Here is a 23873-nt window from a genome sequence, read left to right as displayed (position 1 = left end):
CTATGACCTCTCCCACTGATCCGACCACCCGGGGCATGCTGAGTCTCGACGAGCTGCGCAGACTGACCACAGAGGGAGAGATCGACACTGTCATCGTGGCCATCACCGATGTTCAGGGCCGGCTCCAGGGCAAGCTGCTGGGCGCGGAGTTCTTCGTCAATGAGGCGCTGAGCCACGGCGCTGAAGGCTGCAACTACCTCCTGGCCGTAGATGTGGAGATGAACACCGTGGAGGGCTACTCCATGAGCTCCTGGGAGACCGGCTACGGGGATATGGTCTTCAGCCCCGATATCTCCACCCTGCGCCGGATCCCCTGGCTTCCGGCCACTGCCCTAGTGGTCTGCGATGTGCTCTGGACCGATGGTTCGCCAGTGGTTCAGTCTCCGCGGCAGATCCTCAAGCGACAGATGAACCGGCTCTCCGATCAGGGGCTGGAGGCATTCATCGGCACTGAGCTGGAGTTCATCACCTTCAACACCAGCTATGAGGAGGCCTTCGACCTCGGCTACCAGAACCTGGAGCCCAGCAACCGGTACAACGTGGACTATTCACTGCTGGGCTCGACCCGGGTGGAACCGCTGATGCGCAAGATCCGCAATTCAATGGCCGGGGCGGGCTTCTACGTGGAGGGCATCAAAGGTGAGTGCAACCCCGGCCAGCATGAGCTGACCTTCCGCTACCGGGAGGCTCTGGCAACCTGCGATAACCACTCGATCTTCAAATACGGAGCCAAGGCAATCGCCGCCCAGGAGGACCAGGCGATCACCTTTATGGCCAAGTACAACCAGCTGGAGGGCAACTCCTGCCATATCCACCTCAGCCTCAATGACGCCGAGGGCAAACCCGCTATGGTCGGCGATGGCGAGCACGGCTTCTCCGAGATCATGGAGCAGTTCATCGCCGGGCTCTTGGCCACGATGCCTGATCTGACCTATTTCCTGGCACCGAATATCAACTCCTATAAACGTTTCGCCAAGGGCAGCTTCGCCCCCACCGCCATCGCCTGGGGTTTCGACAACCGTTCCTGTGCCGTCCGCGTGGTCGGGCATGGTTCCAGTCTGCGCACTGAGATCAGGGTCGGGGGCGCTGACCTCAACCCCTATCTGGCCACCGCCGCACTGATCGCCGGAGGCCTGCACGGGATTGAGAACAAACTGGAATGCCCACCACCGGTGTCCGGAAGTGCATACGATGCTGAGGTCCAGCAGCTGCCCACCACCCTCGCTGAGGCCAGCGAACTGCTGGATGGCTCAGAGTTCGCCCGGACAGCCTTCGGTGATGAGGTGGTCGACCACTACGTCAACGCCGCGTGGATCGAGTTGGAGGCCTTCAACCAGACGGTGACCGACTGGGAGAGGAAGCGCGGATTTGAACGGCTCTGATCTCATCGGCATCGGCCCCACTGAGAAAGCGGCCCGCCCCCGGATCGGTATTACCACCTACCTCCAGCCGGCCCAATGGGGAGTCTGGCAGGAATCAGCGGCCCTGCTCTCGGACACCTATATCAACTGCATCATCGCCGCCGGCGGCACTCCGCTGATGCTGCCCCCGGCCGGCACCGATGTCTCGATCGTCGAGGACCTCGATGGGCTGATCATCGCAGGCGGCTCCGATGTCGACGCTCAGCGGTATGGGGCCGAAGCACATCCGCTCACCCAGCCACAGTCACACCGCGATGACCATGATTTCGCCCTGACCCAGGCGGCTCTGCATCACGGTCTGCCACTGTTTGCGATCTGCCGGGGCTTGCAGGTGCTCAATGTGCTGCGCGGAGGAAGCCTCATCCAGCATCTTCCCGAGGTGGTCGACTCCAAGACCTACCAGCCGGCACCCGGTGAGTTCGGCCGGATCCCAGTGACCACCGACCCCGGCAGCCGGGTGGCCTCCCTCTTGGGTCAGCGCCCCGAGGTTTCGGTCTATCACCACCAGGCCGTTGACCGTATCGGTGCGGGCCTCAAGGTCACTGCCCGCAGTGACGACGGTGTCATCCAGGCCCTGGAGCTCACCGATGAGGCTCAGTCCCAGTTCCCGGGCTGGATGCTGGCAGTGCAGTGGCACCCCGAGCGCAGAATCGAAGATCTCAGGCTGTTTCGCGGCTTTACCGAGGCAGCCCATCAGCACCGAGAAAGGAGCGGCCGAGCATGAGCGAGTTTCACGAGGTCATCAATCCCGCAACTGAAGAAGTCATCCAGAGGGTCGAGCTGGCCGATGAGGCTGCAGCTGATGCCGCCATCGCCAAAGCGCAGCAGGCCTTCGAGACCTGGCGTGAGGTAAGCCCCGCTGACCGCGCCCGGCTGCTGCACCGCTTCGCCGATGCAGTGGACGCGGATTTGGAGAATCTGGCCCAGCTGGAGGTCAAGAACGCCGGTCACACTATCGGCAGTGCCCGCGGCGAGGCCGGCAATGTTCGGGATGTGCTGCGCTACTACGCGGCAGCTCCCGAGCGGCTCTTCGGTCGGCAGATCCCGGTCGAGGGCGGGATCAACATCACCTATCAGGAGCCGGTGGGCGTCGTCGGAATCATTGTCCCCTGGAACTTCCCCATGCCGATCACCGGCTGGGGTATGGCCCCGGCCCTGGCCGCTGGGAACACGGTAGTGATCAAACCCGCCGAGGTCACCCCGCTGACCGCAATCCGCCTGGGTGAACTGGCCCTGGAGGCCGGTCTGCCCGAGGGTGTGGTGACCGTGCTGCCCGGTAAGGGTTCGGTGGTGGGCAACCGGTTCGTGACTCACCCGGGGGTACGCAAAGTGGTCTTCACCGGATCCACCGAGGTGGGCAAGCAGATCATGGCCGGCTGCGCTGATCAGGTCAAGCAGGTCACCTTGGAACTGGGCGGGAAGAACTCCAACATCATCTTCGACGACGCCGACCTCGCCGAGGCGGCAGCTGCTGCCCCAGGCGGTGTCTTCGACAACTCCGGTCAGGACTGCTGCTCCCGGTCGCGTCTGCTGGTTCAGCAAAACGTCTACGAGGAGTTCATGGGCCACTTCGAGCAGGCGGTCAAGGCCTTCCGGGTCGGTGACCCCGCCCAGTCGCAGAACGAGATGGGCCCGCTGATCACCGCCGAGCACCGCGATTCGGTGGCCCGGTATGTCGAGGGCGGGCAGCTTGCCTTCCGCGGCACCACCCCTGAGGGCCCCGGCTTCTGGTTCCCGCCGACCGTGCTGACTCCCGGTGCCACCACAACTCCGGATTTCACCGAGGAGATCTTCGGACCGGTGGTCTCGGTGGTGCCCTTCAGCACCGAGGAGGAGGCCATCAGGATTGCCAATGACACCGAATACGGGCTCTCAGGGTCCATCTGGACCGACAATATGGACCGCGCGCTGCGGGTCTCCCGGAAGGTTCAGGCAGGCAATCTCGCGGTGAACTCGCATTCCTCAGTGCGTTACTCCGCTCCCTTCGGCGGGTTCAAACAGTCCGGCCTGGGCCGGGAACTGGGTCCCGATGCCGCCGAGGCATTCACCGAGACCAAGACCGTTTTCTACGCAACCCGGGGCTGATCCGGGTCCCACGAAAGGACACTCATGTCGGAAAAACCGCAGAACATCGCCCCGGCCCGGCTGGAATCCAATCGCCTGGCCGGCAAAGTCGCCGTGATCACCGGTGGCAGCTCAGGCATCGGCAAGGCCACCGCCATCCGAATGGCCTCCGAGGGCGCGAAGATCGTCATCGGAGATCTCAACGCCGAGGCCGGTGAGCAGGTGGCCGAGGAGGTCGGCGGCAGCTTCGTCTCCGTGGATGTTGCCGATGAGCAGCAGGTCAAGAACCTCTTCGATACTGCCGCGCAGACCTACGGCGGGGTGGATATCGCCTTCAACAACGCCGGGGTCTCCCCGGAGGCCGATGCCTCAATCACCGAGACCGATCTCGAGACCTGGCGAAAGGTCCAGGAGATCAACCTCACCTCGGTCTACCTCTGCTCTAAATACGCCCTGGAGCATATGCGTCCGGCGAAGTCCGGCTCCATCATCAACACCGCCTCATTTGTGGCACTGATGGGCGCTGCGACCTCGCAGATCTCCTACTCAGCCTCCAAGGGCGGGGTGCTGTCGATGACCCGGGAACTGGGTGTGGAATTCGCCCGGGAGGGCATCCGGGTCAACGCGCTCTGCCCCGGGCCGGTGAACACTCCCCTGCTGCAGGAACTCTTCGCGAAGGAGCCGGAGAAGGCCCAGCGGCGTCTGGTGCATGTGCCCAAGGGACGCTTCGCCGAACCGGAGGAACTGGCTGCAGCAGTGGCCTTCCTGGCCAGTGACGATTCCTCATTCATGACCGCCAATGCCTTTGTGGTCGACGGCGGTATCACCGGGGCCTACGTCACTCCCCTGTGATCCGGTCCGGGCCGGTTGGCGGCTTCAGCATTCGACGACGTTGACCGCCAGCCCGCCCAGGGCAGTTTCCTTGTATTTGGTGGACATATCTTTGCCGGTCTCCCGCATGGTGGTGATGACCTCATCCAGGGAGACCCGGTGTTCGCCATCGCCCATCAGCGCCATCCGGGCGGCATTGACCGCTTTGGTCGCAGCGATCGCATTGCGTTCGATGCAGGGGACCTGAACCAGGCCGCTGATGGGGTCGCAGGTCAGCCCCAGGTTGTGTTCCATGGCGATCTCGGCAGCGTTCTCCACCTGTGCCGGTGTCCCGCCGAGGACCTCGCAGAGTCCGGCGGCGGCCATTGATGAGGCCGAACCCACCTCACCTTGACAGCCGACCTCAGCCCCGGAGATCGAGGCCTGTTCCTTATAGAGCACGCCCACCGCTGCAGCGGTGAGCAGGAAGGTCGTCACGATCTGGCGGATGTTCTCCTTATCCGCGAAGCTGGCCCCAGGCCCGTAGTGGGTGGCATAGAACCCGACGGCGGGGATGATCCCGGCTGCCCCATTGGTGGGGGCGGTGACCACTCGACCACCGGAGGCGTTCTCCTCATTGACCGCCAAGGCCACGAGGTTGACCCATTCCTGCCAGTAGGCATGGGAGCGTTCGGGGTCATCACGCCACATTTTGGCATGCCAGTCCGGGGCACGACGGCGCACCTTGAGTCCTCCGGGCAGCGGCCCCTCCCGCTTCAAGGCGGAGTCCTTACAGGCTTCCATAACCTCCCAGAGGTGCCAGATGCCGTCCATAACTTCTTCCTCAGGCCGACGGGCGAGTTCATTGGCCAGCATCACCTCGGAGACCGAGAGTCCGGTCTCCCGGCAGTGGCCCATCAGCTCGGCTGAGGTGGTGAAGGGATAGGGAACCTCCACTTCACCGGTGGCGATCGCCTCGGGGTCCTCGGAGTCGGCCAGAACGAAGCCCCCGCCCACGGAGTAGTAGGTCTCCTCGGCCAGCAGCTCATCCTCGGCGCCTACGGCACGCAGGGTCATAGCATTGGAGTGCCGCTCCAGGTGGGTCAGGGGCCGTTGGATGAAGTCCGAGACTCGCAGGGTGATATCCCTGCGCTGACCCAGCTGCGCGGCCACCTGGACCACTCCGGTGGCCTCAAGATCGGCTTTACGCTCGTCGACCTCCTCGGGCAGGATCTCCTCGGCCGCCCAGCCTTCCAGCCCCAGCAGGATCGCATCGAAGGTTCCGTGTCCTGCTCCGGTGGCTGAGAGGGAGCCGAAGAGTTCCACCTGGATTCCGGCGACCTCATCGATGACCGGAACCTTGGCCAGGGCGGCCTCCTCGGCCTTGCCCTGGTGCTCCCGCGGGGCTGGCTCCTCTCCCGGATTCAGGCCCAGCAGGTGTTCGGCGACGAACCGTCGGGCCGCCCGCATTGGTCCTACTGTGTGGGAGGATGACGGGCCCACTCCCACACTGAACAGGTCGAAGACTCCGAGGGCCATGGCCGGGTCCTTTCTCCTACCGCCGGTAGAACGGCAGCTTCACTACCTCAAAAGGTATCGGTTTGCCGCGGACATCCACCTGAAGCTGGGTGCCGGGCTCTGAATGGGCCACCTCCACGTATCCCATGGCGATGGCGTGCCCCAGAGTGGGGCTGGGAGCACCCGAGGTGATCTCACCAACGGGTGTTCCGGCGTCGTCGGTGATGGTGTAGCCGGAACGGGCTGCCCGCTTGCCTGCGGCTTTGAGTCCGACCAGTCGCTGACCGGTGGTCTTGCCCAGACCATCGGCCTTGGCCTCTTCCAGGGCTGCGCGGCCCACGAAGTCCTCCTCCTTGGAGAAGGCCACCACCGGCAGGCCGGCTTCCTGAGGCTTGCGCCCGGTGCTGAGCTCATTGCCGTAGAGGGGCATTCCGGCCTCCAGGCGCAGGGAGTCCCGGGAGGCCAGTCCGCAGGGGGTCAGGCCGAAATCGACACCGGCCTCCAGCAGGGCACGCCAGAGGGCACCGGCCTTCTCATTGGGCAGGTAGAGCTCGAATCCGTCCTCCCCGGTGTAGCCGGTGCGGGCCAACAGGATCTCCTGGCCGCCGATGGTCACCGTGGTGTGGGCGTAATAGCCGACCTCCTCGACCAGTTCCACCTCGGTGGCCCGGACCACTGAGGAGATGATGGCCTGACTGGCCGGACCCTGCACGGCGATGAGGCTGATCCCCTCAGTTTCGTCCCAGATTTCGACGTCGAAACCTTCGGTCCGCTGCTGCAGGGCCTCCACCACAGTGTGCCGGTTGGCGGCATTGGGGATGACCAGGTACTCCTGCTCACCGATTCGGTAGGTGATCAGATCATCCAGGATGCCGCCGGCCTCGTTGACGATCAGCGAGTACTTCGCCTTACCGGGCACGATCTTGGCGAGGTTTCCCACCAGGGCAGTGTTGAGGAAGACGGCGGCATCCTCACCGACCACCCGGACCTCCCCCATATGGGAGAGGTCGAAGATACCGGCCTTGCTGCGCACCGCTTTATGCTCCTCCAGTTCGGAGGTGTACTTCAGGGGCATCTTCCAGCCGCCGAAGTCGGTGAAGGATGCGCCTAGGGCCTCATGTTCGGCCGCCAGTGCTGTCTGCTTCAGTTCAGTCATCGGGGTCTCCGTTCTGCATAGAGCTATTGAGTCTGCAGATGGCTATAGCTCTATGCACTTCGAATAGGTCTATGCAGAATTGATCAGTTGATTTCGAAGGCTTCCGGGGGAGGACAGGAGCAAACGAGGTTGCGGTCGCCGTGAGCGCCGTCGATCCGGCTCACCGGCGGGAAGTACTTATCCTGCTGCAGTCCCGAGACGGGGAAAGCACCCTGCTGGCGGGAGTAGGCCCGGTCCCAGTCATCAGAGGCGACGACGGCGGCCGGATGCGGTGCCTGGCGCAGCGGGGAGGCCTCGGCCTCGAACTCACCGTCGATGACCTGCTGGATCTCGGCACGGATGGCGATCATCGCCTCGATGAACCGCTCAATCTCAGCGATGTCCTCGGATTCGGTGGGTTCGACCATCAGGGTTCCGGCCACCGGGAAGGCCAGGGTCGGGGCGTGGAACCCGTAGTCGATGAGGCGTTTGCAGACATCCTCGGCGGTGATTCCGGAGGTCTTGGTCAGCTCGCGGAGGTCGATGATGCACTCATGGGCCACCAGCCCGGTCTCCCCGGTGTAGAGGGTCGGGAAGTGCTCGGCCAGGCGGCTGGAGATGTAGTTGGCGCTCAGCAGCGCATGGGCGGTGGCACTGGTCAGCCCCTCCGCTCCCATCATGGCCAGATAGGCCCAGCTGATCGGCAGCACACCGGCTGATCCGTACTGGGTGGCGGTCACCGGGGCGTTGCCGGCGGTGGTGGAGATACCGCCGGGGAGATACTCGCGCAGGTGCTCGGCCACTGCCACCGGGCCGACTCCGGGGCCGCCTCCGCCATGGGGGATGCAGAAGGTCTTGTGCAGGTTCAGGTGGGAGACGTCTCCGCCGAATTCACCCGGCTGGGCCAGTCCGACCAGGGCGTTGAGGTTGGCGCCGTCGATGTAGACCTGACCACCGGCGGCGTGGACCTTTCCGCAGACCTCGCGGACATCGGATTCGTAGACACCGTGGGTGGAGGGGTAGGTGATCATAATGGCGGCAATCCGGCCCTGGTACTGCTCGATCTTGGCCTCGAGGTCGGCCATATCGATTGTGCCGTCCTCGGCTGTGGCCACTACCGCCACCTGAAGTCCGGCCAGCACTGCCGAGGAGGCGTTGGTGCCGTGGGCGGAGGCGGGGATCAGGCAGATATCGCGATCGGTGTCGCCATTGGCCAGGTGGTACTGGCGGATGGCCAGCAGTCCGGCGTATTCGCCCTGAGATCCGGCATTGGGCTGGATGGAGACTGCCGAGTAGCCGGTGATGGTGGCCAGCCGGGATTCGAGGTCCTCGACCAGGGCTCGCCAGCCGGCGGTCTGCTCGGCTGGGGCGTAGGGGTGGATCCCGGCGAATTCGGGCCAGGAGATGGCCTCCATCTCCACGGCGGCGTTGAGCTTCATCGTGCAGGAGCCCAGCGGGATCATGGTCCGGTCCAGGGCGAGGTCCCGGTCGGCCAGGCGGCGTAGGTAGCGCATCATCTGGGTCTCGGAGCGGACCTCGTGGAAGATCGGGTGGCTCATGTACTCGCTGCTGCGGATCAGGGAGTCGCTGAAGGCGTAGTCTCCCTCGACCTCCACGGCATCGTAGAGTTCGGCAGCACCGCTGGGCTTCTCCACCAGGCCGAAGGCGTGGGCCAGCAGGTACATCTCGCGGGAGGTGGTGGTCTCATCGGTGCTCACGCCCACGGTGGTGGCGTTGACCCGGCGCAGATTGATCCCGGCGGCCTCTGCGGCGGCGATCACCCGGTCGGCGTCCTCCGCCCACTGGTAGCGGACCTGGACGGTGTCGAAGAAGGAGTCGGTGACCAGCTGGTGGCCTGCCTCGCGCAGCACCTGGGCGAGGCCGCGGGCCTGGTTATGGGCCTTCTCGGCGATCTGCTTCAGTCCCTGGGGGCCGTGGTAGACCCCGTACATGGAGGCGGCCACTGCCAGCAGAGCCTGGGCGGTGCAGATATTGGAGGTGGCCTTCTCACGGCGGATGTGCTGTTCACGGGTCTGCAGGGCCAGGCGGTAGGCGGGCCGGCCCTCGGCGTCCTTGGAGACGCCCACCAGTCGTCCGGGCAGCTGGCGCTGCAGGCCGGAGCGCACGGCCATGAAGGCGGCGTGGGGTCCACCGAAGAACAGCGGAACACCGAAGCGCTGGGAGTTGCCCACCGCGATATCGGCGCCCTGCTCCCCCGGTGGGGTGATCAGGGTCAGGGCCAGCAGATCGGCGGCCACGGCCACCAGGGCGCCGCGGTCCTTGGCCTCGGCGATGACCTCGCTGTGGTCGACCAGGGCCCCGGAGTTGCCCGGCTGCTGGAGCACGATGCCGCAGATCTCGCCCTCGGGAAGCCCCTGGGTGAGGTCGGCGAATTCCAGCTGGATGCCCACTGCCTCGGCCCGGCCGGTGATCACCGCGCGGGTCTGGGGGAAGATGTCGTTGTCGACGACGACTTTGGCATCGGCGAGTTTCTTATTGGCCCGGCGCATCAGCAGGATGGCCTCGGCCACCGCGGAGGCCTCATCCAGCAGGGATGCGTTGGCGATATCCAGTCCGGTGAGGTCGGAGACCATGGTCTGGAAGTTCAGCAGGGCCTCCAGCCGGCCCTGGGAGATCTCCGGCTGGTAGGGGGTGTATGCGGTGTACCAGGCGGGGTTCTCCAGTACGTTGCGCAGGATCACCTGCGGGGTGTGGGTTCCGTAGAAACCCTGACCGATCATCTGGGTCTTCAGCTGGTTCTGACTGGCGTATTTGCGCAGTGCGGCCAGAGTCTCGGCCTCACTGAGCGGGGCGGGCAGTTCCAGGGCCTCGGCCTGCCGGATACCGGTGGGGACTGCGGCATCCACGAGCTCAGCCAGGGTGTCGTAGCCGAGGGTGTCCAGCATGGTGGCTGCCGAATCCTGGGTGGGGCCGATATGCCGGGTGGGGAATCCGGCGGGGATGGAATAGTCAGTGGAACCGGCGTGGGGCGAAGATCCGATGTCAGTCATACAGCCAACCTTACGGGCAGGGGTGATTCACGGTCATATACCCCTTGCTCTGTAATCTGACCTGAGAGATTCACCGGGATTTCCCGGCTTGCACCTTGGGTGAGACCGGCGCACCGGTCTGCTTTCCAGAGTCGCCACCCGGATGCGGTACCTGGGCCTGAGAGATTCGAAGGGGAATCTTGCTCCTTCGGCGCCGGGCTGCGGAGGTCTGCCGCTGCCGGACTCTCCCGCATCTGGGTTCTGGCCTGTATTCGTTTAGTTGTGGTGCATCTTATCAAGCTGGTGCTTGCGGGCCATCCGGGCATCGACCAGAACCAAAAGACCGACGACGACGGCCCCTGCAGCTGCCAGCCCCAGCGCACCGGGCAGCAGCTCATCGGGGGCCTGCAGCCCGCGGTCCTCGTCCTGCCAGGGCCAGAGGGTGCGCAGGGCTCCGAGCATCACTCCGGCCAGGATGATCATCGTGGCGGTGTGGTGGTGATCCAGCAGCCATTGCAGACCCTTGACGATAGTAACCAGACCGATCAGTAGTCCCAGGAAGAAGATCCCGAGGTAGCCGAGGTCGAAGTCGCTGGCGGCCTCGATTGTGGGCTCATAGAGCCCGAAGGTCAGCAGCAGGAAGGAACCAGAGAGCCCAGGCAGCAGCAGGGCGGAGACCGCGATGGCGGCCGCCGGGATCAGGATCCACCAATGCGGTTCCACATGCCCAGGCGGCAGCGAGACCAGCACATAGGTCACCACTGCTGCAGCCAGTCCGCTGATCCAGTGTTTGGTCCGCAACCTGCCACCGGCGGATTCGGTGGCCATCCGTAGCGGCACGGCGATGGACACGGCCACCATGCCAAAGAAGGCTGCGCGGGTCAGCTCGGGATGGTTCTCCACCCAGTCGCCGATGAACTGCACTGCGGTGAACAGTCCGATGGGCATACCGATCATCACTGGGATGACCACAGCCCATTGGACTGCCCGCAGATGCTCACGGAAGCTGGCTGCCCGGTCGGGGCCGGTGACCAGTGCCCGTACCGCTGAGACCAGATGGGAGGCTGAGTCGATCAGCTGCCGGTAGATCCCGGTGACCAGGGCGACGGTGCCTCCGGAGACCCCGGGGACAGTTTCGACTACGCCGATGAGTCCGCCGCGGACCACATTTCCGCCTAGCGAGGTGCTGCGGTATTCGGCGGTGATCTCCGCCTGGTCTGCGGTGCTGTTCTCGCCGGGGCGGTCGGCGTCGTCGTGGGTCTGTCCCTGGTCACTCATAGCGACCTAAGCATACTCGGTGAAGATGTGCACAGTCCCGTCAGTCCCGTGCTGCGAAGGTCCCGTCATCCTCGCCCTTGAAGAAGTGGCGGCCGTAGATGATCAGGGTCAGCAGCACGCCGACGCCGAGGCCCCAGGCCGCACCCATCAGGGCCAGGGTTCCGGCGGTGATACCGGCGATGCCGAGATCGCGCTGGCTGCGGGTCTCCATAATGCCGATGCGGACACTGACGAATGCCTGGATGAGCAGAGTCAGTGCCATGGCCACCCCGAGGATGGGTTCGACAAGAGTCACAATCGGCAGCAGGAGCAGTCCGGTGTTGGTTCCCCAGCGGAAGGAGCCCATCCCGCCGAAGAGGGACTTCATCGCCTTCTTGCCCTCTTTATAACGCTCGACGACGACGGCCTGCATGGCGGCCCAGACCGGTCCTGCCATGGCCACATCAGGTCCGATGACGCCCATGAGGGTGTTACGTCCGCCGAAGATGATGTGGGCCCGGTTGGGGTCGTATTCGATGTGCTCATCGGGGCGGGCCTTATTGCCCTCCTTGATGAGGCTGTCGGCCTGCAGGGAGTCGCCGAAGACCACGATATAGGTGGCCAGCACGGTGGGGATGGCGGCCAGGAACATCTCCAGCGGAGGCAGGCCGAGGCCGAAGATGGTGTACTCCTGCCAGAGGGTGATGAAGTCGGGCTGGATGATGCCCCATTCCACCTCGGACCATTCGGCTTCCCCGGCCAGGGGCGCGACGATGACGGCCAGGAGGATGCAGGGCAGCACGCCGAGTTTGGCGATCTGCATGGCGAAGCGGTTGCGGCTGCGCCATGAGGAGAATGCCCTGGAGTACATCAGGAAGAAGGCTAGGCCCACCGCGATGGTGATGGTGATCGGGAACTCGTGGAATTCCCCGCCCTCGTCGAAGATCCGCTGCACTGCGGCAATACCGGCACCGATGAGCACACCGGCTTTGATGGCTGCCGGGATGGCTTTGACCACGCGTCTGGCTAGTCCGGTGACCCCGAGCATGATGGAGAAGAGTCCCAGCAGGATCTGGAAGGAGATCAGCGCGTGTATTCGTTCCTCTCCTTCGGGGAAGGTCTCACAGTAGGCCATCACTAGGGGGATGGCCGGGGTGATCCAACCGGGGACCACGGGGTCGCCCAGCATGTGGTGGGTCAGATAGAGCAGACCGTTGATCAGGATCACGGCCAGGGCCACCTCGAAGGGCATGCCCAGCAGGCTGACCATCAGGGGGATGGCGGCGAGGTCCACCGCACACATGAATAGGCCCTGGGTGTAGTCGGCCCATTCGAAGCGGTAGTGCACAAAGGGCAGGCGGACCTGGAAGGGGCCGAGTTTCCAATGCGGAGAGGTTTGGGGGCCCTTCGGCTCCTCTTCTCCCCCGGTGCCGGCGCTGTCGGTGGTCTGTGCCATGCTCAGCTCTCCTGGTGGTCGAATTCGATAATCTGGCGCACGGCACGGCCGGCGGCGAGGTCATCCATGGCCTGGTTGATCTCGGAGAGTCCGATCCGCGAGGTGATCAGTTTGTCCACCGGCAGCCGGCCTTCGCGCCAGAGCTGCTCGTAGCGGGGGATATCGCGTTTGGGAACGGATGAGCCCAGGTAGGAGCCGATGATGGAGCGGGCCTCACCGGTGATGATGGCCGGTGGGATCGCGGAGGTGGACTCGGGGTGGGGGAAGCCGATGGTCACCGTGCGTCCGCCCACAGCGGTGGCTTTGAATGCGGTCTCGAAAGCTTTGGGGTGTCCGGCGCATTCGACGACCCGGTGGGCTTTGATGCCCTCGGCCTCGAGCTGTTCGGGGGTGTAGACCTCATCGGCGCCGAATTCACGGGCCATGGTGAGTTTGTCCTCGGCCATATCCACACCGATGACACGGTGGTAGCCCTGGGCGACTGCGGTCAGCAGGGCGGCCATACCGACTCCGCCGAGACCGATGACCATGACGGTGTCCTTAGGGCGGGGTTCGGCGGCATTGAGCAGAGCACCTCCGCCGGTCAGGACGGCGCAGCCCAGAACTGCGGCAACCTCAGGTGGGACATCGGAGCCCACCGGCACCACGCTGGCCTGGTCGACCACCGCGTAGTCGGCGAAACCGGAGACTCCGAGGTGGTGGTGGACTTCCTCACCGTCTCGGGTCAGCCGTCGGCCGCCGGCGAGCATGCGGCCTTCAGTATTGGCCACACTGCCGGCGCTGCAGGGCAGCCGGCCGTCCTCGGCGCAGTGATCGCAGTTCTCGCAGCGGGGCAGGAAGGTCATCACCACGCGCTGTCCGGGTTCGATCCCGGTGACCTCGGGGCCTACAGATTCGACGACGCCGGCGGCCTCATGGCCCAGCAGCATCGGCACTGGGCGTGCGCGGTCTCCGTTGACCACGGAGAGATCGGAGTGGCATACCCCTGCTGCCTCCATCCGGACCAGCAGCTCGGTGCCGCCGGGGGCGGCCAGCTCCAGTTCGCTGATGCTGATTGGTTCGGACTGGGCATAGGGTGCTTCGCGGCCGATTTCCTCCAGCACGGCACCGGTGATCTTCATTCTTGGGTTGCCCTCCATGAGCGTAGGTGGTTCTTCGGTGACAGGTGTCACAGGACAGACCTAGCGATTGAATCAGCCCTGTGCCCGTGGAGGCCAGCGGAGGACATGTTTATGGACACCATAGTTATCTTTATGATGTGTGTATGACTGACAGATCGGACATGACTGATTGGACAGCGCCGAACCGGGAGGCGCTGCTACGGGCGCTTTTAGACTCTGCGACAGAGCTTTCCAGCCTGCATGATGTGGAGGCTGTGCTGCTCTCGATTGTGCGACGGACCCGGCAGCTGTTGCGTTCGGATATGGCCTATATCAGCCTCAATGACCATCAGGAGGGCATCACCTATATCCGTCAGTCCGATGGGGTGCTGACCAATGCCTACCGGACTATTCGGATGCCGATCGGCACCGGGATTCTGGGCCTGGTGGCCTCCGGTGAGGCTGCCTATCAGACCACTGATTATCTGCGGGATGAGTCGGTGACCCATATCCCGAAGATCGACCGGACGGTGGCCCAGGAGGGGGTGCGCACCATTATGGGTGTGCCCCTGGTGATGACCGGGCAGGTGATCGGTGCTCTGATGGTGGCTGAGCGCAGTCACCGGGTCTTCAGCCCGGAGGAGGTTGAGACTGTCGACTCCCTGGGCAAACATGCCGCGGTGGCCCTGGATAATGCGGAGAAGTATGCCCAGGCCCTGCGCGATGCGGAGCAGCTGAGTGTGAAGAATGCCCGCAGTCAGCAGGAACTGCTCTCGGTCACTGAGGTCGCGCAGTTCGATGAGGATCTGATGCAGGCCATTCTGGAGAACCCCTCCCCTGAGGGGGTCCTGGAGGTCACTGCCGGGCGGTTGGGGGCTGCGGTGACCCTGCTCAATGAGCGAGGTGAGGTCATTGCTGCCACTCCGGGGGCGTCGTCGTCGGTTTTCAACGACCAGGCAGTGCAGCAGGCGATGAGCGCCGCCGATGACCTAGGCACCCCTCAGCCTGTGGAGCTGAGCCGAACCCAGGCTGGGGCAGTTGAGACGGGCCTCTTGGCCCCGGTGCGCTCAGGGCGTTCGGCCCTGGGTTATCTGGTGGTCGGCGGTCTGGCGCAGGTGAACGGTCTGCCCCAGGTCATTCCCGCCCAGCAGACGCTGCTGAGTCGTGCGGCTGCCCATTGTGCATTGGCCCTGCTGTTCCTGCAGGCCGATGAGGACGCGCAGTACCGCACCCAGTTGGATGTGCTCGATGAGCTGCTCTCCGGGGAGGTGGTCCCGCGGTCCCGGTTGGACCGGCGACTGCGGCATTGGGGTATGACTTCCAGTGACCGGGCTTGGGTTGCGCTGATCGATCATCCGGCCGGCCATGACCGTGACGTTCAGCGGCAGTTCCGCAGCCTGCCCGGGACCTCTCTGCTGGCTGAGGTGGAGGGCCACCTCTGTGTGATGTTCACCGAGGAGGCGTGGATCGATCAGTTCCAGGCGATGGACTCGGCCAGCGCGGGGGTGCGGGCTGCCTTCTGTGGGCCGATGGAATCAATCACCCAGCTGCCAGGGTTCCACCGGCGAGCGCTGACGGCGCTATCGGCACTGCGGTATTCAGCTCGGACCGGTCTGGTGGATGCTGCTTCGATCGGTGTGGTCGGAACGGTGGTTCACCTTATGGCCGACTCCGATGCCGCGGAGCTGACCCGGGAGATTCAGCCGCTGCTGGATTACGACGCCGAGCGTGGCACCTCACTGACTGCCACGGCCCTGCGGTATTTCGACACTGATCGGCGGATCGACCGCACCGCTGAGGCGCTTTTCGTGCATCGCAATACGGTCAAGCAGCGGCTAGGCAGTATCACTCGTCTGCTCGGTGAGGGCTGGGACTGCGCCCCGCGTGCCTTGGATGTGCATCTGAGCCTGCGGGCCTGGGGGTTATCCGGAGATCGGCTCTAGGGTGTCGGGGTCGACTGCTTGGAAGCGGATGCCGGTTCCTGGGGGCAGTTGGGCGGCGAGGCCGAGGTCTTCGCGCACCACCACACCCAGGACGGGGTAGCCGCCGGTGACCGGGTGGTCGGTCAGAAACAGCAGGGGTCCTGCCTCAGGCTGGATCTGGATGGCTCCGCGCACCAGTGGTTCAGCCTGTTGGGGGATCTCCGCCGGTGGGCTCAGCCGCGGGGAGGACTCGGTTTCGGGGCGGTTGAGTCTCAGTCCCACCCGGTTGGAGTCGGTGTCGACTTCCCAGCAGCCGGTCTGCAGGGTCGCGATACCGGTGGGGGTGTTCTTGGCGGCGAAGAGGTGATCATGGGGTCCGGGTATGAACCGCAGGGTCGTGGGTCCCTGCGCGGCAGGCAGTGAGGTGGGGGCGACGTCGGCGATTCCTACGAAGCCTGAGGGTGCGCCCAGCAGTCCGAACCTGTCCCCTGCCGCAACTGGGGCTGGGCCCATTCCGGAGCGGATATCGGTGGCTGAGCTGCCCAAGGCGGTCGGTGCTGCCAGTCCCCCGGAGATGGCGAGATAGTTGCGGATCCCGGTGGCGGGGGTGCCCAGCCGCAGCCGTTCCCCGGGGAACATCCAGAAGGGGGCGCGCAGGGGGACCTCGCGGGTGTCTTCGGCTGCGGGTATACCGGTCTCTTCTTCGCTGGGTCCGCCGCCGGTGCCGTTGAGGGCCATATTGGAGCGGTGTTCGTTCGGCTGCCGGCTGTGGACGGTCAGCGGTGCCTCGGCCCCGGTGACGGCCAGTACTGAGGTTTGGTGGACGGTGAGTTCGAGTCCGCCGTAGAGGACTTCGAAGCCTGCGGCGGCGTCGTCATTGCCGACCAGTTGGTTGGCCTGCCGCAGTGCGGGGGTGTCTGCGGCTCCGGATCGGCTCAGTCCCTGGTGGCGGCGTCCTGGTCGGCCGAGGTCCTGGATGAGGGTTTGGGCTCCGGTGTTGAGGACTTCGATGACGGCGTCAGTATCGGCCAGCTTAGGGGGTGCGGGGCAGCTGGGTGGGGACACTGTGATGGTCTCGGTCACCGCCCGGTAGCGGATGCGGTCTCCTGGGTACAGGAGTGCCGGTTGGCTGCGGTGGGGGTCCCAGAGCGCGGCGTTGGTGTGGCCGATGATCTGCCAGTCGGCGGTGTGCTCCATGGGGCAGCTGGTGGACAGCTGATCGGCTAAGGCCACCGAACCTGCCGGCAGGGCTGCGGCCTCGGTCTTTCGCGGCACCATCGGGGGGATTTCGGCTTTGCGGAGGCGTTTGCGCCCGATGAGCTGTTCCGGTGTTGCTGCGACCAGGCCGGGGCGGGTTCCGGCGTAGGCGGCGATCCAGGTGGTGCTGCTGTGCCAGTTGATGAGGGCTTCGACGCTCATTCCGACTGCTTCGGCCACCGCGTGGAGGTCCGCACCGGTGTAGTTGACCTCTAGGTCGATGGGTTCGGCCGGGGCGGGGGTGAAGGGTTTAGGTTTGATCCGGCGCAGTCGGCGTGGGGCCGCCGCGGCATCGCGCCGGGAGCGGAAGTCGATCAGCAGGTTGCTGGCTGCGGGGGTGGCTTCGACCTGTCCGGGCAGCGGTTCGCTGTTGAGCTGCTGGTGGTAGGCCAGGACCTCGGCGAGACTCTCGAGATCCAGCATGAGGGCCCGTTGGCCCATCCAGCGAATGCTCTCACTCATTCGGGAAAGCCTACGGTGTCTTTATCGCCTGTGCTGGGCTGGAATCGATGTGTCTGTGATGGGCTCAGCCGCTGCGATTCAGGCACCGCGCTCCCTTCGTTCCCAGGTCGTGAAAGAATCAAGTCTGTGAGTCAGGATACTTCCCCGGAGAGCGACAGCGCAGATCAGTCCGCGCCTGGTCCGGAGAGGTCGGCCGAGGCGCAGGCGGAGACCCCTTCGACCAAGCCTCGGCTGTTTACGCCCAGTTTCCTGCTTGCTGTGGTGGTCAACCTGCTGATCACCACGGTTTTCTTCACGTTGGTCACCGGTATGGCGGTCTATGCCGCTGATGAGTTCGGCGCCGGAGAGACCGCCGCTGGTTTCGCCGCCAGCGCATTCGTGGTCGGGGCGCTTTTCGCCCGCTTCTTCGCCGGGAAGTACGTCAATGTCTTCGGCCGGAAACGGATTCTGGTGATCTGCCTGGGGGCCTATGCCGCAGCGGGGATCGCCTATCCGATGGTGGGCAGTTTTGAGGGCCTGCTGGTGCTGCGTGCCCTCCATGGTGTGGCCCTGGGCTTCGGTCAGACAGCGCTGACTGCTGCTGTTTTCGACATCATTCCCCGCACCCGTCGCGGTGAGGGTTCGGGGTATTACATGCTGGCCAATTCGCTGCCTCCTGCCCTGGGGCCTTTGGCCGCGATTCAGCTCTCGGAGCATTACGGCTATGAGGGCATGTTCCATATGGTCACCATCATTTCGGCCCTGGCCTTTTTGGCGGCCTGTCTGATGCAGACCCCGGAGGTCAAGCCGATTGGGGTGCGGCTTCGGGACAGGTTGATACTGCGGCCGAAGGATGTCATTGAGCCGGGGGCTTTTTCGATCGCGTTTGTCGCGATGCTGTTGGGCATCTCCTTCGCCTCGGTGATGACCTTCCTCAATGGTTATGCCCACTCCAAAGGGATGGTGGAGGCCGCCAGCCTCTATTTCGTGGTGTATTCGGCCACCATGCTTCTGGCTCGCCTGGTGATGGGCAAGATCCAGGACCGCTTCGGCGATAATGCGGTGATCTACCCGGCGCTGACGGCGTTCACCGTGTCGATGACATTGTTGGCATGGGCGCCGAATGCCGCAGTTCTGGTCACCTCCGGGGTCTTGGCCGGTTTCGGGTTTGGGTCCCTGCTGCCGGCGATGCAGGCGATTATCGCCTCGAAGCTGCGCACTCACCGGATCAGCATCGGAATCTCAACGTTCTTCATCATGATGGATATCGGCTTCGGCTTCGCCCCACTGTTCTTGGGGCCATTGGTGGAGGCCTTCGGGTATCAGATCATGTACGCCGGCTGTGTGGGCCTGGTGGTCTTCACCCTGGTCAGTTACTGGTGGATGCACGGTAAGTACAGCGTCCGCCAGGGGGTTGCCCGCAAACGCGCTCATCGCTGGGTCAATGACGCCACCGGGGTGATGCCGATGGTTCCGCCACGGGAGAAGAAGAACGACGACGACGCCCCCAGCGCTAAGACTCCGAGTCTCTGAGAGCCCTGGCTGAGTTGTGGATCATCCTTCGCCGAATGGCTGCGGCTTGAGGCCATGGAGGCCGGCGGCTCCCTGATAGGCAGCCACCGGTGGTGAGGACCAGCCCTCCAGGGCTGTCTCGTCGACCCTGTAGACCTTTACGGACAAGGGATGACAGTGCTTCAGCTGCTCTTCCGTAGACGCCGCCTCCTGCCCCCACATATGCACCGAGAGGTCACCACCGGGGCAGGTGGACAGTGCCGCCAGGAGGTCGATCTCTGCGAAGAACTCCAGGTGGTCTGCTTCCCGGTCGCCCTGTGCCGGGCGTGCTGGGCAGGTGTCCATGAAGTATTCACCGTTGGCATTGAGCCCGGCGAATTGGAAGACGTTGAGAACATCGTGGACATCAAACTCTGTGAGTCCGAACGGTTGGACTGCTCGGGTGAGGTTGGAGTGGCAGTGGTAGTCAAAGTCGTATCCGGCCAGCATGCGATTGACGTAGGGGTCGCACCGGGTACCCAGCAGGTCATGAATCACCATCGCATCCGGGTGGTCAGCCAATGAGTCAGCGATGATGGTCGCCAGTGGTCGCAGGGCCGGCAGTGTTGACCAGAACCGATCGTAGGTAGTCATTGAAGACCTTTGGAGCTGCCTTGTCCGGGCAGCCCAGAACCGTTCCCTGGGGTTGTGCCGGTTCCATAGATTCAGATCCCCCACCTGGGGGCCTTCTACCGATTCGATTCTTGCGATGTGCCCGGCTGGGATTTCCCAGGCTCGGCCAGAGCGGATCGGGATCTCAAACTCTTCAACCAACTCTCGCTCGGCTGCGGCTACACGGTCATAGATGGCACGGTCTGGGTCCAGTGGCCCGCCGGGGAGTGATTGGTATGCAGCTGGCTGGGAGTAGGTCTTCTGTCTCACAGGAAAGTTTGCCTTTCGTCAGACGTTAGATGGGTGCGCGGTGAGGATCTGTTCGAGGTCTTTCAGTGCTGCAGCAGCTGTGGCATCGGGATTGGAGGCCCCACCCAGGAGAGTGAATTCCCCGAGCACATCGGTGGCCGCATAGAGGGCTTTGGTGCTGCCCTGGGTCAGGGAGAATGCGTGGCTGCTGGGGTAGGTCCGCAGCTCCACACCGGCTGCCAGTTTCCCCTCCCGCTGTTCGATATATCCCACCAGTCGTGGGGTCAGTCCCTGATCTGCCCACTGGGCGCGGGCGGTCTCGGTGACTTCGCTCAGGGAGGTTTTGGGCAGGCTGTGCAGGTCCATGTGTTGGCCGAAGACGGCATTGACTATCACCACGACTTTGGCTGCGGTGTCCCAGCCGTCGATATCAAAACTGGGATCGGGTTCGGCGATACCGCGTTCCCGGGCCTGGCCCAGGGCCTCCTGCAGGGACAGCCCTTGGGTGGTCATTGCATCCAGAACGAAGGTGGTGGTTCCGGTGAGGATCGCTTCGATCTTCTGCACCTGGGCACCGGCCAGGTTATGGGTCAGGAAGTCGATAGTGGGCAGGGCTGAGGCTGCCGCGCCGCTCATCTTCAGTTCAACGCCCTCTTCGGCGGCCCGTTTCAGCAGCTCAGGGGCATGGGTGACCAGGGCTCCTTTGGAGACGGCAATCAGATGCATGCCCGCATCCAGTCCGGCGCGGAAATAGCCCAGTGCCGGCCCACCGCTGTCATAGTCGCTGGGGCCGGCGTCGATGAGCACATCTGCCTCAAGCTGCTCCATAAAGGCTGCGCCGGTGAGCCCTGGGGTGAAGTCAGCGCGCTGCTGGGCCCGTTCGGCGGTGATGCCCGCGGGGTCGATCAGACCAGCCTGACTGCCGCAGATCCCGGTGACGCGCACCCCGGTGCCGAAGCGCCTGCGATAGTGGTCCTGGCGCTGGTGCAGCATCCCGATGATGCGTTGGCCGACGTTTCCGGCACCGGTGATGGCCACTCGGGTCATGCGCTCTCCCCCAGTATCAGTAGCTGCAACGAGGTCAGTGGGTTCAGCCTCTCATGATCCTTCAGGGAACCTGCAGCTGGTCATTGGGGAGATCGGTGACCAACATATGGCCGGGGGCATGGCTGATCGCCAGTTCCGGTGCGGACTGCATCACCGCCGCCTGAGGGGTCACCCCACAGGCCCAGAAGACCGGAATCCAGCCCTCCGGTATCTCCACGGGGTCCCCGAAGTCTGGGCTGTTGATATCCCGGATGCCCAGTTCCTCGGGGTTGCCGATATGAATCGGTGCCCCGTGGACTCCGGGATAGCGGGAGGTGATCCGTACGGCATCGGCAATCCGATCCGGCGGCAGTGGCCGCATCGAGACCACCAATGGCCCCGAGATGGATCCTGCCGGTGCACAGTCAGTGCCTGTGACATACATCGGCACATTCACACGCTGGTCGATATGGGCCACCGGCAGCCCGGCCTCCAGCATGGGCGCCTCGAAGGTGAAGCTGCAGCCGATGAGGAAGGCTACGAGGTCCGCACGCCAGTAGTCGGTGACCTCATCGGGTTCGGCCACCAGCTCCCCGTCCCGGTAGACCCGGTAGGCGGGGATATCGGTGCGGATATCTCCGCCGGAGAGCAGCTCAGAGCTGTACTGGCCGGCCTCCAGGACCCCGAGGACAGGGCAGGATTTGGGGTTTCGCTGGGCGAAGAGCAGCATGTCGAAGGCCTGGGCCTGGGGCACAGCGATGAGATTGACCTGGGCATAGCCGGGGCTGTACCCGGAGGTCGGTCGGCGCAGTCCGGCCCGGAACTGCTCCCGGGCCTGGGCCGGAGGTGTCTCAGCCGGAGGTGTGTGCGCCGTCGTCGTCATTTCTTAGCCTTCCTGCCAGAGTTCAGCGATACCGGTCAGCGAGTTGATTCCCATGTAGATGGTTAGCAGCCAGACCAGGGTTCCGGCCACCAGCAGCCATTTGGGGTAGTTGTATCCGCCCAGGAGGCTTCCGCGTTTGAACCAGGCGGCGATCAGGATCACCGCGAAGCCCAGAGGCAGCACTGCTCCGTTGAAGGCACCGGCCATGATCAGCAGGGTCGCCGGCGCCTGGCCGAGGACCAGGAAGACAGTGCAGGTCAGCACCAGGAATCCGACGAAGAGCCAGGCCCTGACCCGTGGGGAGGTCTTCTGGGTGGTGATGAAGGAGACCGAGGTGTAGGTAGCTCCGAGGATGGAGGTGATTGCCGCGACCCAGAAGGCGATGCCGAAGACCCGCAGTCCCCATTCGCCCAGGACCAGCAGGAAGGCTGAGGCTGCCACGTTCTCCTGGCCGGTCTCCTGGATCTGGGTGACCGAGTAGGTGGTGACCACACCGAGGATGGCCAGGAACAGCAGGTAGCGGATGACGCTGGCGACGATGATGCCCATCACCGAGGTCCGGGCGATGGTCTTGGCGTTCTCCGGACCGGTGTGCCCTGAGGCGATGACGCGGTGTGCTCCGGCGTAGGTGATGTAGCCGCCGACAGTGCCGCCGATCAGGGTGGTGGTCACGAAGAAGAAGGTCCCCAGATCCTCGCCCTGGGGCAGGGTGGGCACGAAGGTCTGCACGGCCGCCTCCCCCACTGGCGGGGAGGTGGCAATGGCCATATAGGTCATCAGCAGGATGAGCACTGCACCGCAGCCGACCACAATGCGGTCCAGGGCGACCCCGGCCTTCTTGGACAGGAAGATCGCGATGGCGATGGCCACTGAGATGACCCCACCCCACTGTGGGTCGATATCGAGCATGGCGTTCATGCCCATACCGGCGCCGGCGATATTTCCGACGTTGAAGACGATGCCGCCGAAGAAGATCAGTGCCGCCAGGGCCCAGCCGAGCCCGGGGAGGATCTTATTGCCCAGCTCCTGGGCGTAGAGGCCGGAGACTCCGAGGGTGCGCCAGACATTCATCTGGATGGCGATATCGACGATGACCGAGATCAGGATGGCTGCGGCGAAGGCTGCCCCCAGCTGCATGGTGAACTCGGAGGTCTGGGTGATGAACCCGGGACCGACGGCGGAGACCGCCATGAGGAACATGGCTCCGAGCATCGCGGTCCGGCGGGTGGCGATGAAGGTGGGCCCTGAGGGCTTGGCATCCGCCTGGGTCTCTGTGCTGCCGGCGGTATGTTCTTCTGTCACAGTGCGCTCCTGGTTCTCAGGGTCTCGTAGCGAGTGATGATGTGACGTAGCCTACGGGTTGTTGAACAATCGACTCAAGAGATTGTGCAACAAACGGCGACTGTTACAGAGAATTCACAAACCGCAGGGCTCAGAGAGTCAGATGTCGCAGGAGGTCCTGCTCGGCCTCCAGGAGGTAATTGATGAGGTGATCCTCCGCCTCCTGCCGCTTCTGCTGGGCCAGCAGTTCGGCCAGCTGCACATTGCCGGTGACATAGCCGGAGTGGAAGTCCGGGTAGCTGCGCATACCCGCGAAGACCAAGCGCATCCGGGCCAGGACTTTGGACATCAGCTCATCGAGCATGCTGCTGCGGGCCTGGGCGACAATGCACTGGTGGAACTCCTGGTTGGCCTGAGCCATCGCAGCGATATCCTCAGCAGCCCGGGAGCGCTCGGCCCGGGCGGTGATCCCCCGGAGTTCCTCAATGGCCTCTGAGCTGAAGACCGCGGCCCTGACCGCACCGGTTTCGAGGATGCGCCGGATGCGGTAGATCTCCCGGATATCCTCCTCAGTGGGCTCATGCACGAAGACCCCTCGATTGGGCCGGCGTTCGACCAGCCCATCGGCTGCCAGCAGTTGGAAGGCACTGCGCAGAGTATGCCGGGAGACCCCGAGCCTGTCGGTGATCTTGACCTCGGGGAGTTTTGTTCCGGGCAGGACCTGACCGGCCGAGATGGCATTGCGCAGCACGGTGGCCACCCGGTCGGGCACAGAGGCGTGGTCAGCGGCCTCCAAGGGGGTCAGCAGCTGATCCCAGATATCCGCCGGGGAGGCGGTCTCGTCATGTTGTGGTTCCCGGAGGCGTTGGAGTGGGCGGCTGACCATAGCAACCCAATCTA

Annotated in this window: 18 protein-coding genes and 2 riboswitches; of the genes, 6 read left to right on the top strand and 12 right to left on the bottom strand. The window is 64.3% G+C overall.

The annotated features are described in order from the left end of the window. Nucleotides 1–2 precede the first annotated feature (2 nt). From HGQ17_RS06440 to HGQ17_RS06425, 4 genes are read left to right on the top strand one after another with little or no spacing between them, the layout of a single operon-like run. Complete coding sequence (locus HGQ17_RS06440) at nucleotides 3–1382, top strand: glutamine synthetase family protein (protein ID WP_324615206.1); 1380 nt, start codon at nucleotides 3–5, stop codon at nucleotides 1380–1382. Beyond that, nucleotides 1369–2145, top strand: coding sequence for a gamma-glutamyl-gamma-aminobutyrate hydrolase family protein (locus HGQ17_RS06435; protein WP_211090481.1), 777 nt, complete (start codon nucleotides 1369–1371; stop codon nucleotides 2143–2145). Before HGQ17_RS06440 ends, HGQ17_RS06435 begins: the two co-directional genes overlap by 14 nt. Then, on the top strand, nucleotides 2142–3506 hold the full coding sequence (locus tag HGQ17_RS06430; RefSeq protein ID WP_168887135.1) for an aldehyde dehydrogenase family protein: 1365 nt from the start codon (nucleotides 2142–2144) through the stop codon (nucleotides 3504–3506). Before HGQ17_RS06435 ends, HGQ17_RS06430 begins: the two co-directional genes overlap by 4 nt. Nucleotides 3507–3530: 24 nt before the next feature. Beyond that, nucleotides 3531–4337, top strand: a complete 807-nt coding sequence (locus HGQ17_RS06425; protein WP_168887134.1) for a 3-oxoacyl-ACP reductase — start codon at nucleotides 3531–3533, stop codon at nucleotides 4335–4337. A gap of 24 nt (nucleotides 4338–4361) precedes the next feature. On the opposite strand, the gene HGQ17_RS06420 is transcribed toward HGQ17_RS06425, so the two are convergent. The 6 genes from HGQ17_RS06420 to HGQ17_RS06395 form a co-directional block, all read right to left on the bottom strand. Then, on the bottom strand, nucleotides 4362–5834 hold the full coding sequence (locus HGQ17_RS06420; RefSeq protein WP_168887133.1) for an L-serine ammonia-lyase: 1473 nt from the start codon (nucleotides 5832–5834) through the stop codon (nucleotides 4362–4364). Between the two features lie 16 nt (nucleotides 5835–5850). Further along, nucleotides 5851–6969 carry a glycine cleavage system aminomethyltransferase GcvT gene (gene gcvT, locus HGQ17_RS06415; protein ID WP_168887132.1) on the bottom strand — a complete coding sequence of 373 codons (1119 nt, stop codon included), beginning with the start codon at nucleotides 6967–6969 and terminating at the stop codon, nucleotides 5851–5853. Between the two features lie 83 nt (nucleotides 6970–7052). After that, nucleotides 7053–9959 carry an aminomethyl-transferring glycine dehydrogenase gene (gcvP, locus tag HGQ17_RS06410; RefSeq protein WP_168887131.1) on the bottom strand — a complete coding sequence of 969 codons (2907 nt, stop codon included), beginning with the start codon at nucleotides 9957–9959 and terminating at the stop codon, nucleotides 7053–7055. A 47-nt stretch (nucleotides 9960–10006) separates the two neighbouring features. Continuing rightward, nucleotides 10007–10090: riboswitch (glycine riboswitch) on the bottom strand. Nucleotides 10091–10094: 4 nt separating this feature from the next. Next, a riboswitch (glycine riboswitch) is annotated at nucleotides 10095–10199 on the bottom strand. A 15-nt stretch (nucleotides 10200–10214) separates the two neighbouring features. Then, nucleotides 10215–11216 (bottom strand): DUF368 domain-containing protein, encoded by a 1002-nt coding sequence (locus tag HGQ17_RS06405; RefSeq protein ID WP_168887130.1) that lies wholly within the window; start codon nucleotides 11214–11216, stop codon nucleotides 10215–10217. 40 nt (nucleotides 11217–11256) lie between these two features. Beyond that, nucleotides 11257–12651, bottom strand: a complete 1395-nt coding sequence (locus HGQ17_RS06400) for a solute carrier family 23 protein (protein WP_168887129.1) — start codon at nucleotides 12649–12651, stop codon at nucleotides 11257–11259. Between the two features lie 2 nt (nucleotides 12652–12653). Then, nucleotides 12654–13772, bottom strand: a complete 1119-nt coding sequence (locus tag HGQ17_RS06395) for an alcohol dehydrogenase catalytic domain-containing protein (RefSeq protein WP_168887128.1) — start codon at nucleotides 13770–13772, stop codon at nucleotides 12654–12656. Between the two features lie 143 nt (nucleotides 13773–13915). Here HGQ17_RS06395 and HGQ17_RS06390 point away from each other — a divergent pair, with 143 nt between their 5' ends. Further along, nucleotides 13916–15694: a helix-turn-helix domain-containing protein gene (locus HGQ17_RS06390; protein ID WP_211090480.1), complete on the top strand. Its 1779-nt coding sequence runs from the start codon at nucleotides 13916–13918 to the stop codon at nucleotides 15692–15694. Here HGQ17_RS06390 and HGQ17_RS06385 read toward each other — a convergent pair. Then, a complete protein-coding gene (locus HGQ17_RS06385) occupies nucleotides 15674–17392 on the bottom strand; it encodes a carboxyltransferase domain-containing protein (RefSeq protein WP_168887126.1) in 1719 nt (572 codons plus the stop codon). The two genes, HGQ17_RS06390 and HGQ17_RS06385, sit on opposite strands and share 21 nt — an antisense overlap. Before the next feature lie 126 nt (nucleotides 17393–17518). Here HGQ17_RS06385 and HGQ17_RS06380 point away from each other — a divergent pair, with 126 nt between their 5' ends. Continuing rightward, nucleotides 17519–18904: an MFS transporter gene (locus tag HGQ17_RS06380; RefSeq protein ID WP_168887125.1), complete on the top strand. Its 1386-nt coding sequence runs from the start codon at nucleotides 17519–17521 to the stop codon at nucleotides 18902–18904. A 21-nt stretch (nucleotides 18905–18925) separates the two neighbouring features. Here the strand turns inward: HGQ17_RS06380 and HGQ17_RS06375 are convergent, their stop codons facing one another. From HGQ17_RS06375 to HGQ17_RS06355, 5 genes are all read right to left on the bottom strand, one after another. After that, nucleotides 18926–19804, bottom strand: a complete 879-nt coding sequence (locus HGQ17_RS06375; protein WP_168887124.1) for an urea carboxylase-associated family protein — start codon at nucleotides 19802–19804, stop codon at nucleotides 18926–18928. A gap of 18 nt (nucleotides 19805–19822) precedes the next feature. Beyond that, nucleotides 19823–20830 carry a homoserine dehydrogenase gene (locus HGQ17_RS06370; RefSeq protein WP_168887123.1) on the bottom strand — a complete coding sequence of 336 codons (1008 nt, stop codon included), beginning with the start codon at nucleotides 20828–20830 and terminating at the stop codon, nucleotides 19823–19825. Nucleotides 20831–20891: 61 nt separating this feature from the next. Beyond that, complete coding sequence (locus HGQ17_RS06365) at nucleotides 20892–21692, bottom strand: putative hydro-lyase (RefSeq protein ID WP_168887122.1); 801 nt, start codon at nucleotides 21690–21692, stop codon at nucleotides 20892–20894. 3 nt (nucleotides 21693–21695) lie between these two features. Further along, nucleotides 21696–22904 carry an NRAMP family divalent metal transporter gene (locus HGQ17_RS06360; protein WP_168887177.1) on the bottom strand — a complete coding sequence of 403 codons (1209 nt, stop codon included), beginning with the start codon at nucleotides 22902–22904 and terminating at the stop codon, nucleotides 21696–21698. Nucleotides 22905–23124: 220 nt separating this feature from the next. Then, nucleotides 23125–23859: a GntR family transcriptional regulator gene (locus tag HGQ17_RS06355; protein ID WP_168887121.1), complete on the bottom strand. Its 735-nt coding sequence runs from the start codon at nucleotides 23857–23859 to the stop codon at nucleotides 23125–23127. Between the last annotated feature and the right edge of the window lie 14 nt (nucleotides 23860–23873).

This window comes from Nesterenkonia sedimenti (assembly GCF_012641515.1).
Taxonomy (GTDB): Bacteria; Actinomycetota; Actinomycetes; order Actinomycetales; family Micrococcaceae; genus Nesterenkonia; species Nesterenkonia sedimenti.
This window is presented reverse-complemented; position numbering and strand designations above follow the sequence as displayed.

Excerpts from the sequence above, each read along its gene's own strand:
- HGQ17_RS06420 (WP_168887133.1), bottom strand. The coding sequence starts at position 5,834 with ATGGCCCTCGGAGTCTTCGACCTGTTCAGTGTGGGAGTGGGCCCGTCA.
- HGQ17_RS06440 (WP_324615206.1), top strand. The coding sequence starts at position 3 with ATGACCTCTCCCACTGATCCGACCACCCGGGGCATGCTGAGTCTCGAC.
- HGQ17_RS06430 (WP_168887135.1), top strand. The coding sequence starts at position 2,142 with ATGAGCGAGTTTCACGAGGTCATCAATCCCGCAACTGAAGAAGTCATC.
- HGQ17_RS06365 (WP_168887122.1), bottom strand. The coding sequence starts at position 21,692 with ATGACGACGACGGCGCACACACCTCCGGCTGAGACACCTCCGGCCCAG.
- HGQ17_RS06425 (WP_168887134.1), top strand. The coding sequence starts at position 3,531 with ATGTCGGAAAAACCGCAGAACATCGCCCCGGCCCGGCTGGAATCCAAT.
- HGQ17_RS06390 (WP_211090480.1), top strand. The coding sequence starts at position 13,916 with ATGACTGACAGATCGGACATGACTGATTGGACAGCGCCGAACCGGGAG.
- HGQ17_RS06355 (WP_168887121.1), bottom strand. The coding sequence starts at position 23,859 with ATGGTCAGCCGCCCACTCCAACGCCTCCGGGAACCACAACATGACGAG.
- HGQ17_RS06400 (WP_168887129.1), bottom strand. The coding sequence starts at position 12,651 with ATGGCACAGACCACCGACAGCGCCGGCACCGGGGGAGAAGAGGAGCCG.
- HGQ17_RS06395 (WP_168887128.1), bottom strand. The coding sequence starts at position 13,772 with ATGAAGATCACCGGTGCCGTGCTGGAGGAAATCGGCCGCGAAGCACCC.
- HGQ17_RS06385 (WP_168887126.1), bottom strand. The coding sequence starts at position 17,392 with ATGAGTGAGAGCATTCGCTGGATGGGCCAACGGGCCCTCATGCTGGAT.
- HGQ17_RS06370 (WP_168887123.1), bottom strand. The coding sequence starts at position 20,830 with ATGACCCGAGTGGCCATCACCGGTGCCGGAAACGTCGGCCAACGCATC.
- gcvP (WP_168887131.1), bottom strand. The coding sequence starts at position 9,959 with ATGACTGACATCGGATCTTCGCCCCACGCCGGTTCCACTGACTATTCC.
- gcvT (WP_168887132.1), bottom strand. The coding sequence starts at position 6,969 with ATGACTGAACTGAAGCAGACAGCACTGGCGGCCGAACATGAGGCCCTA.
- HGQ17_RS06360 (WP_168887177.1), bottom strand. The coding sequence starts at position 22,904 with ATGCTCGGAGCCATGTTCCTCATGGCGGTCTCCGCCGTCGGTCCCGGG.
- HGQ17_RS06405 (WP_168887130.1), bottom strand. The coding sequence starts at position 11,216 with ATGAGTGACCAGGGACAGACCCACGACGACGCCGACCGCCCCGGCGAG.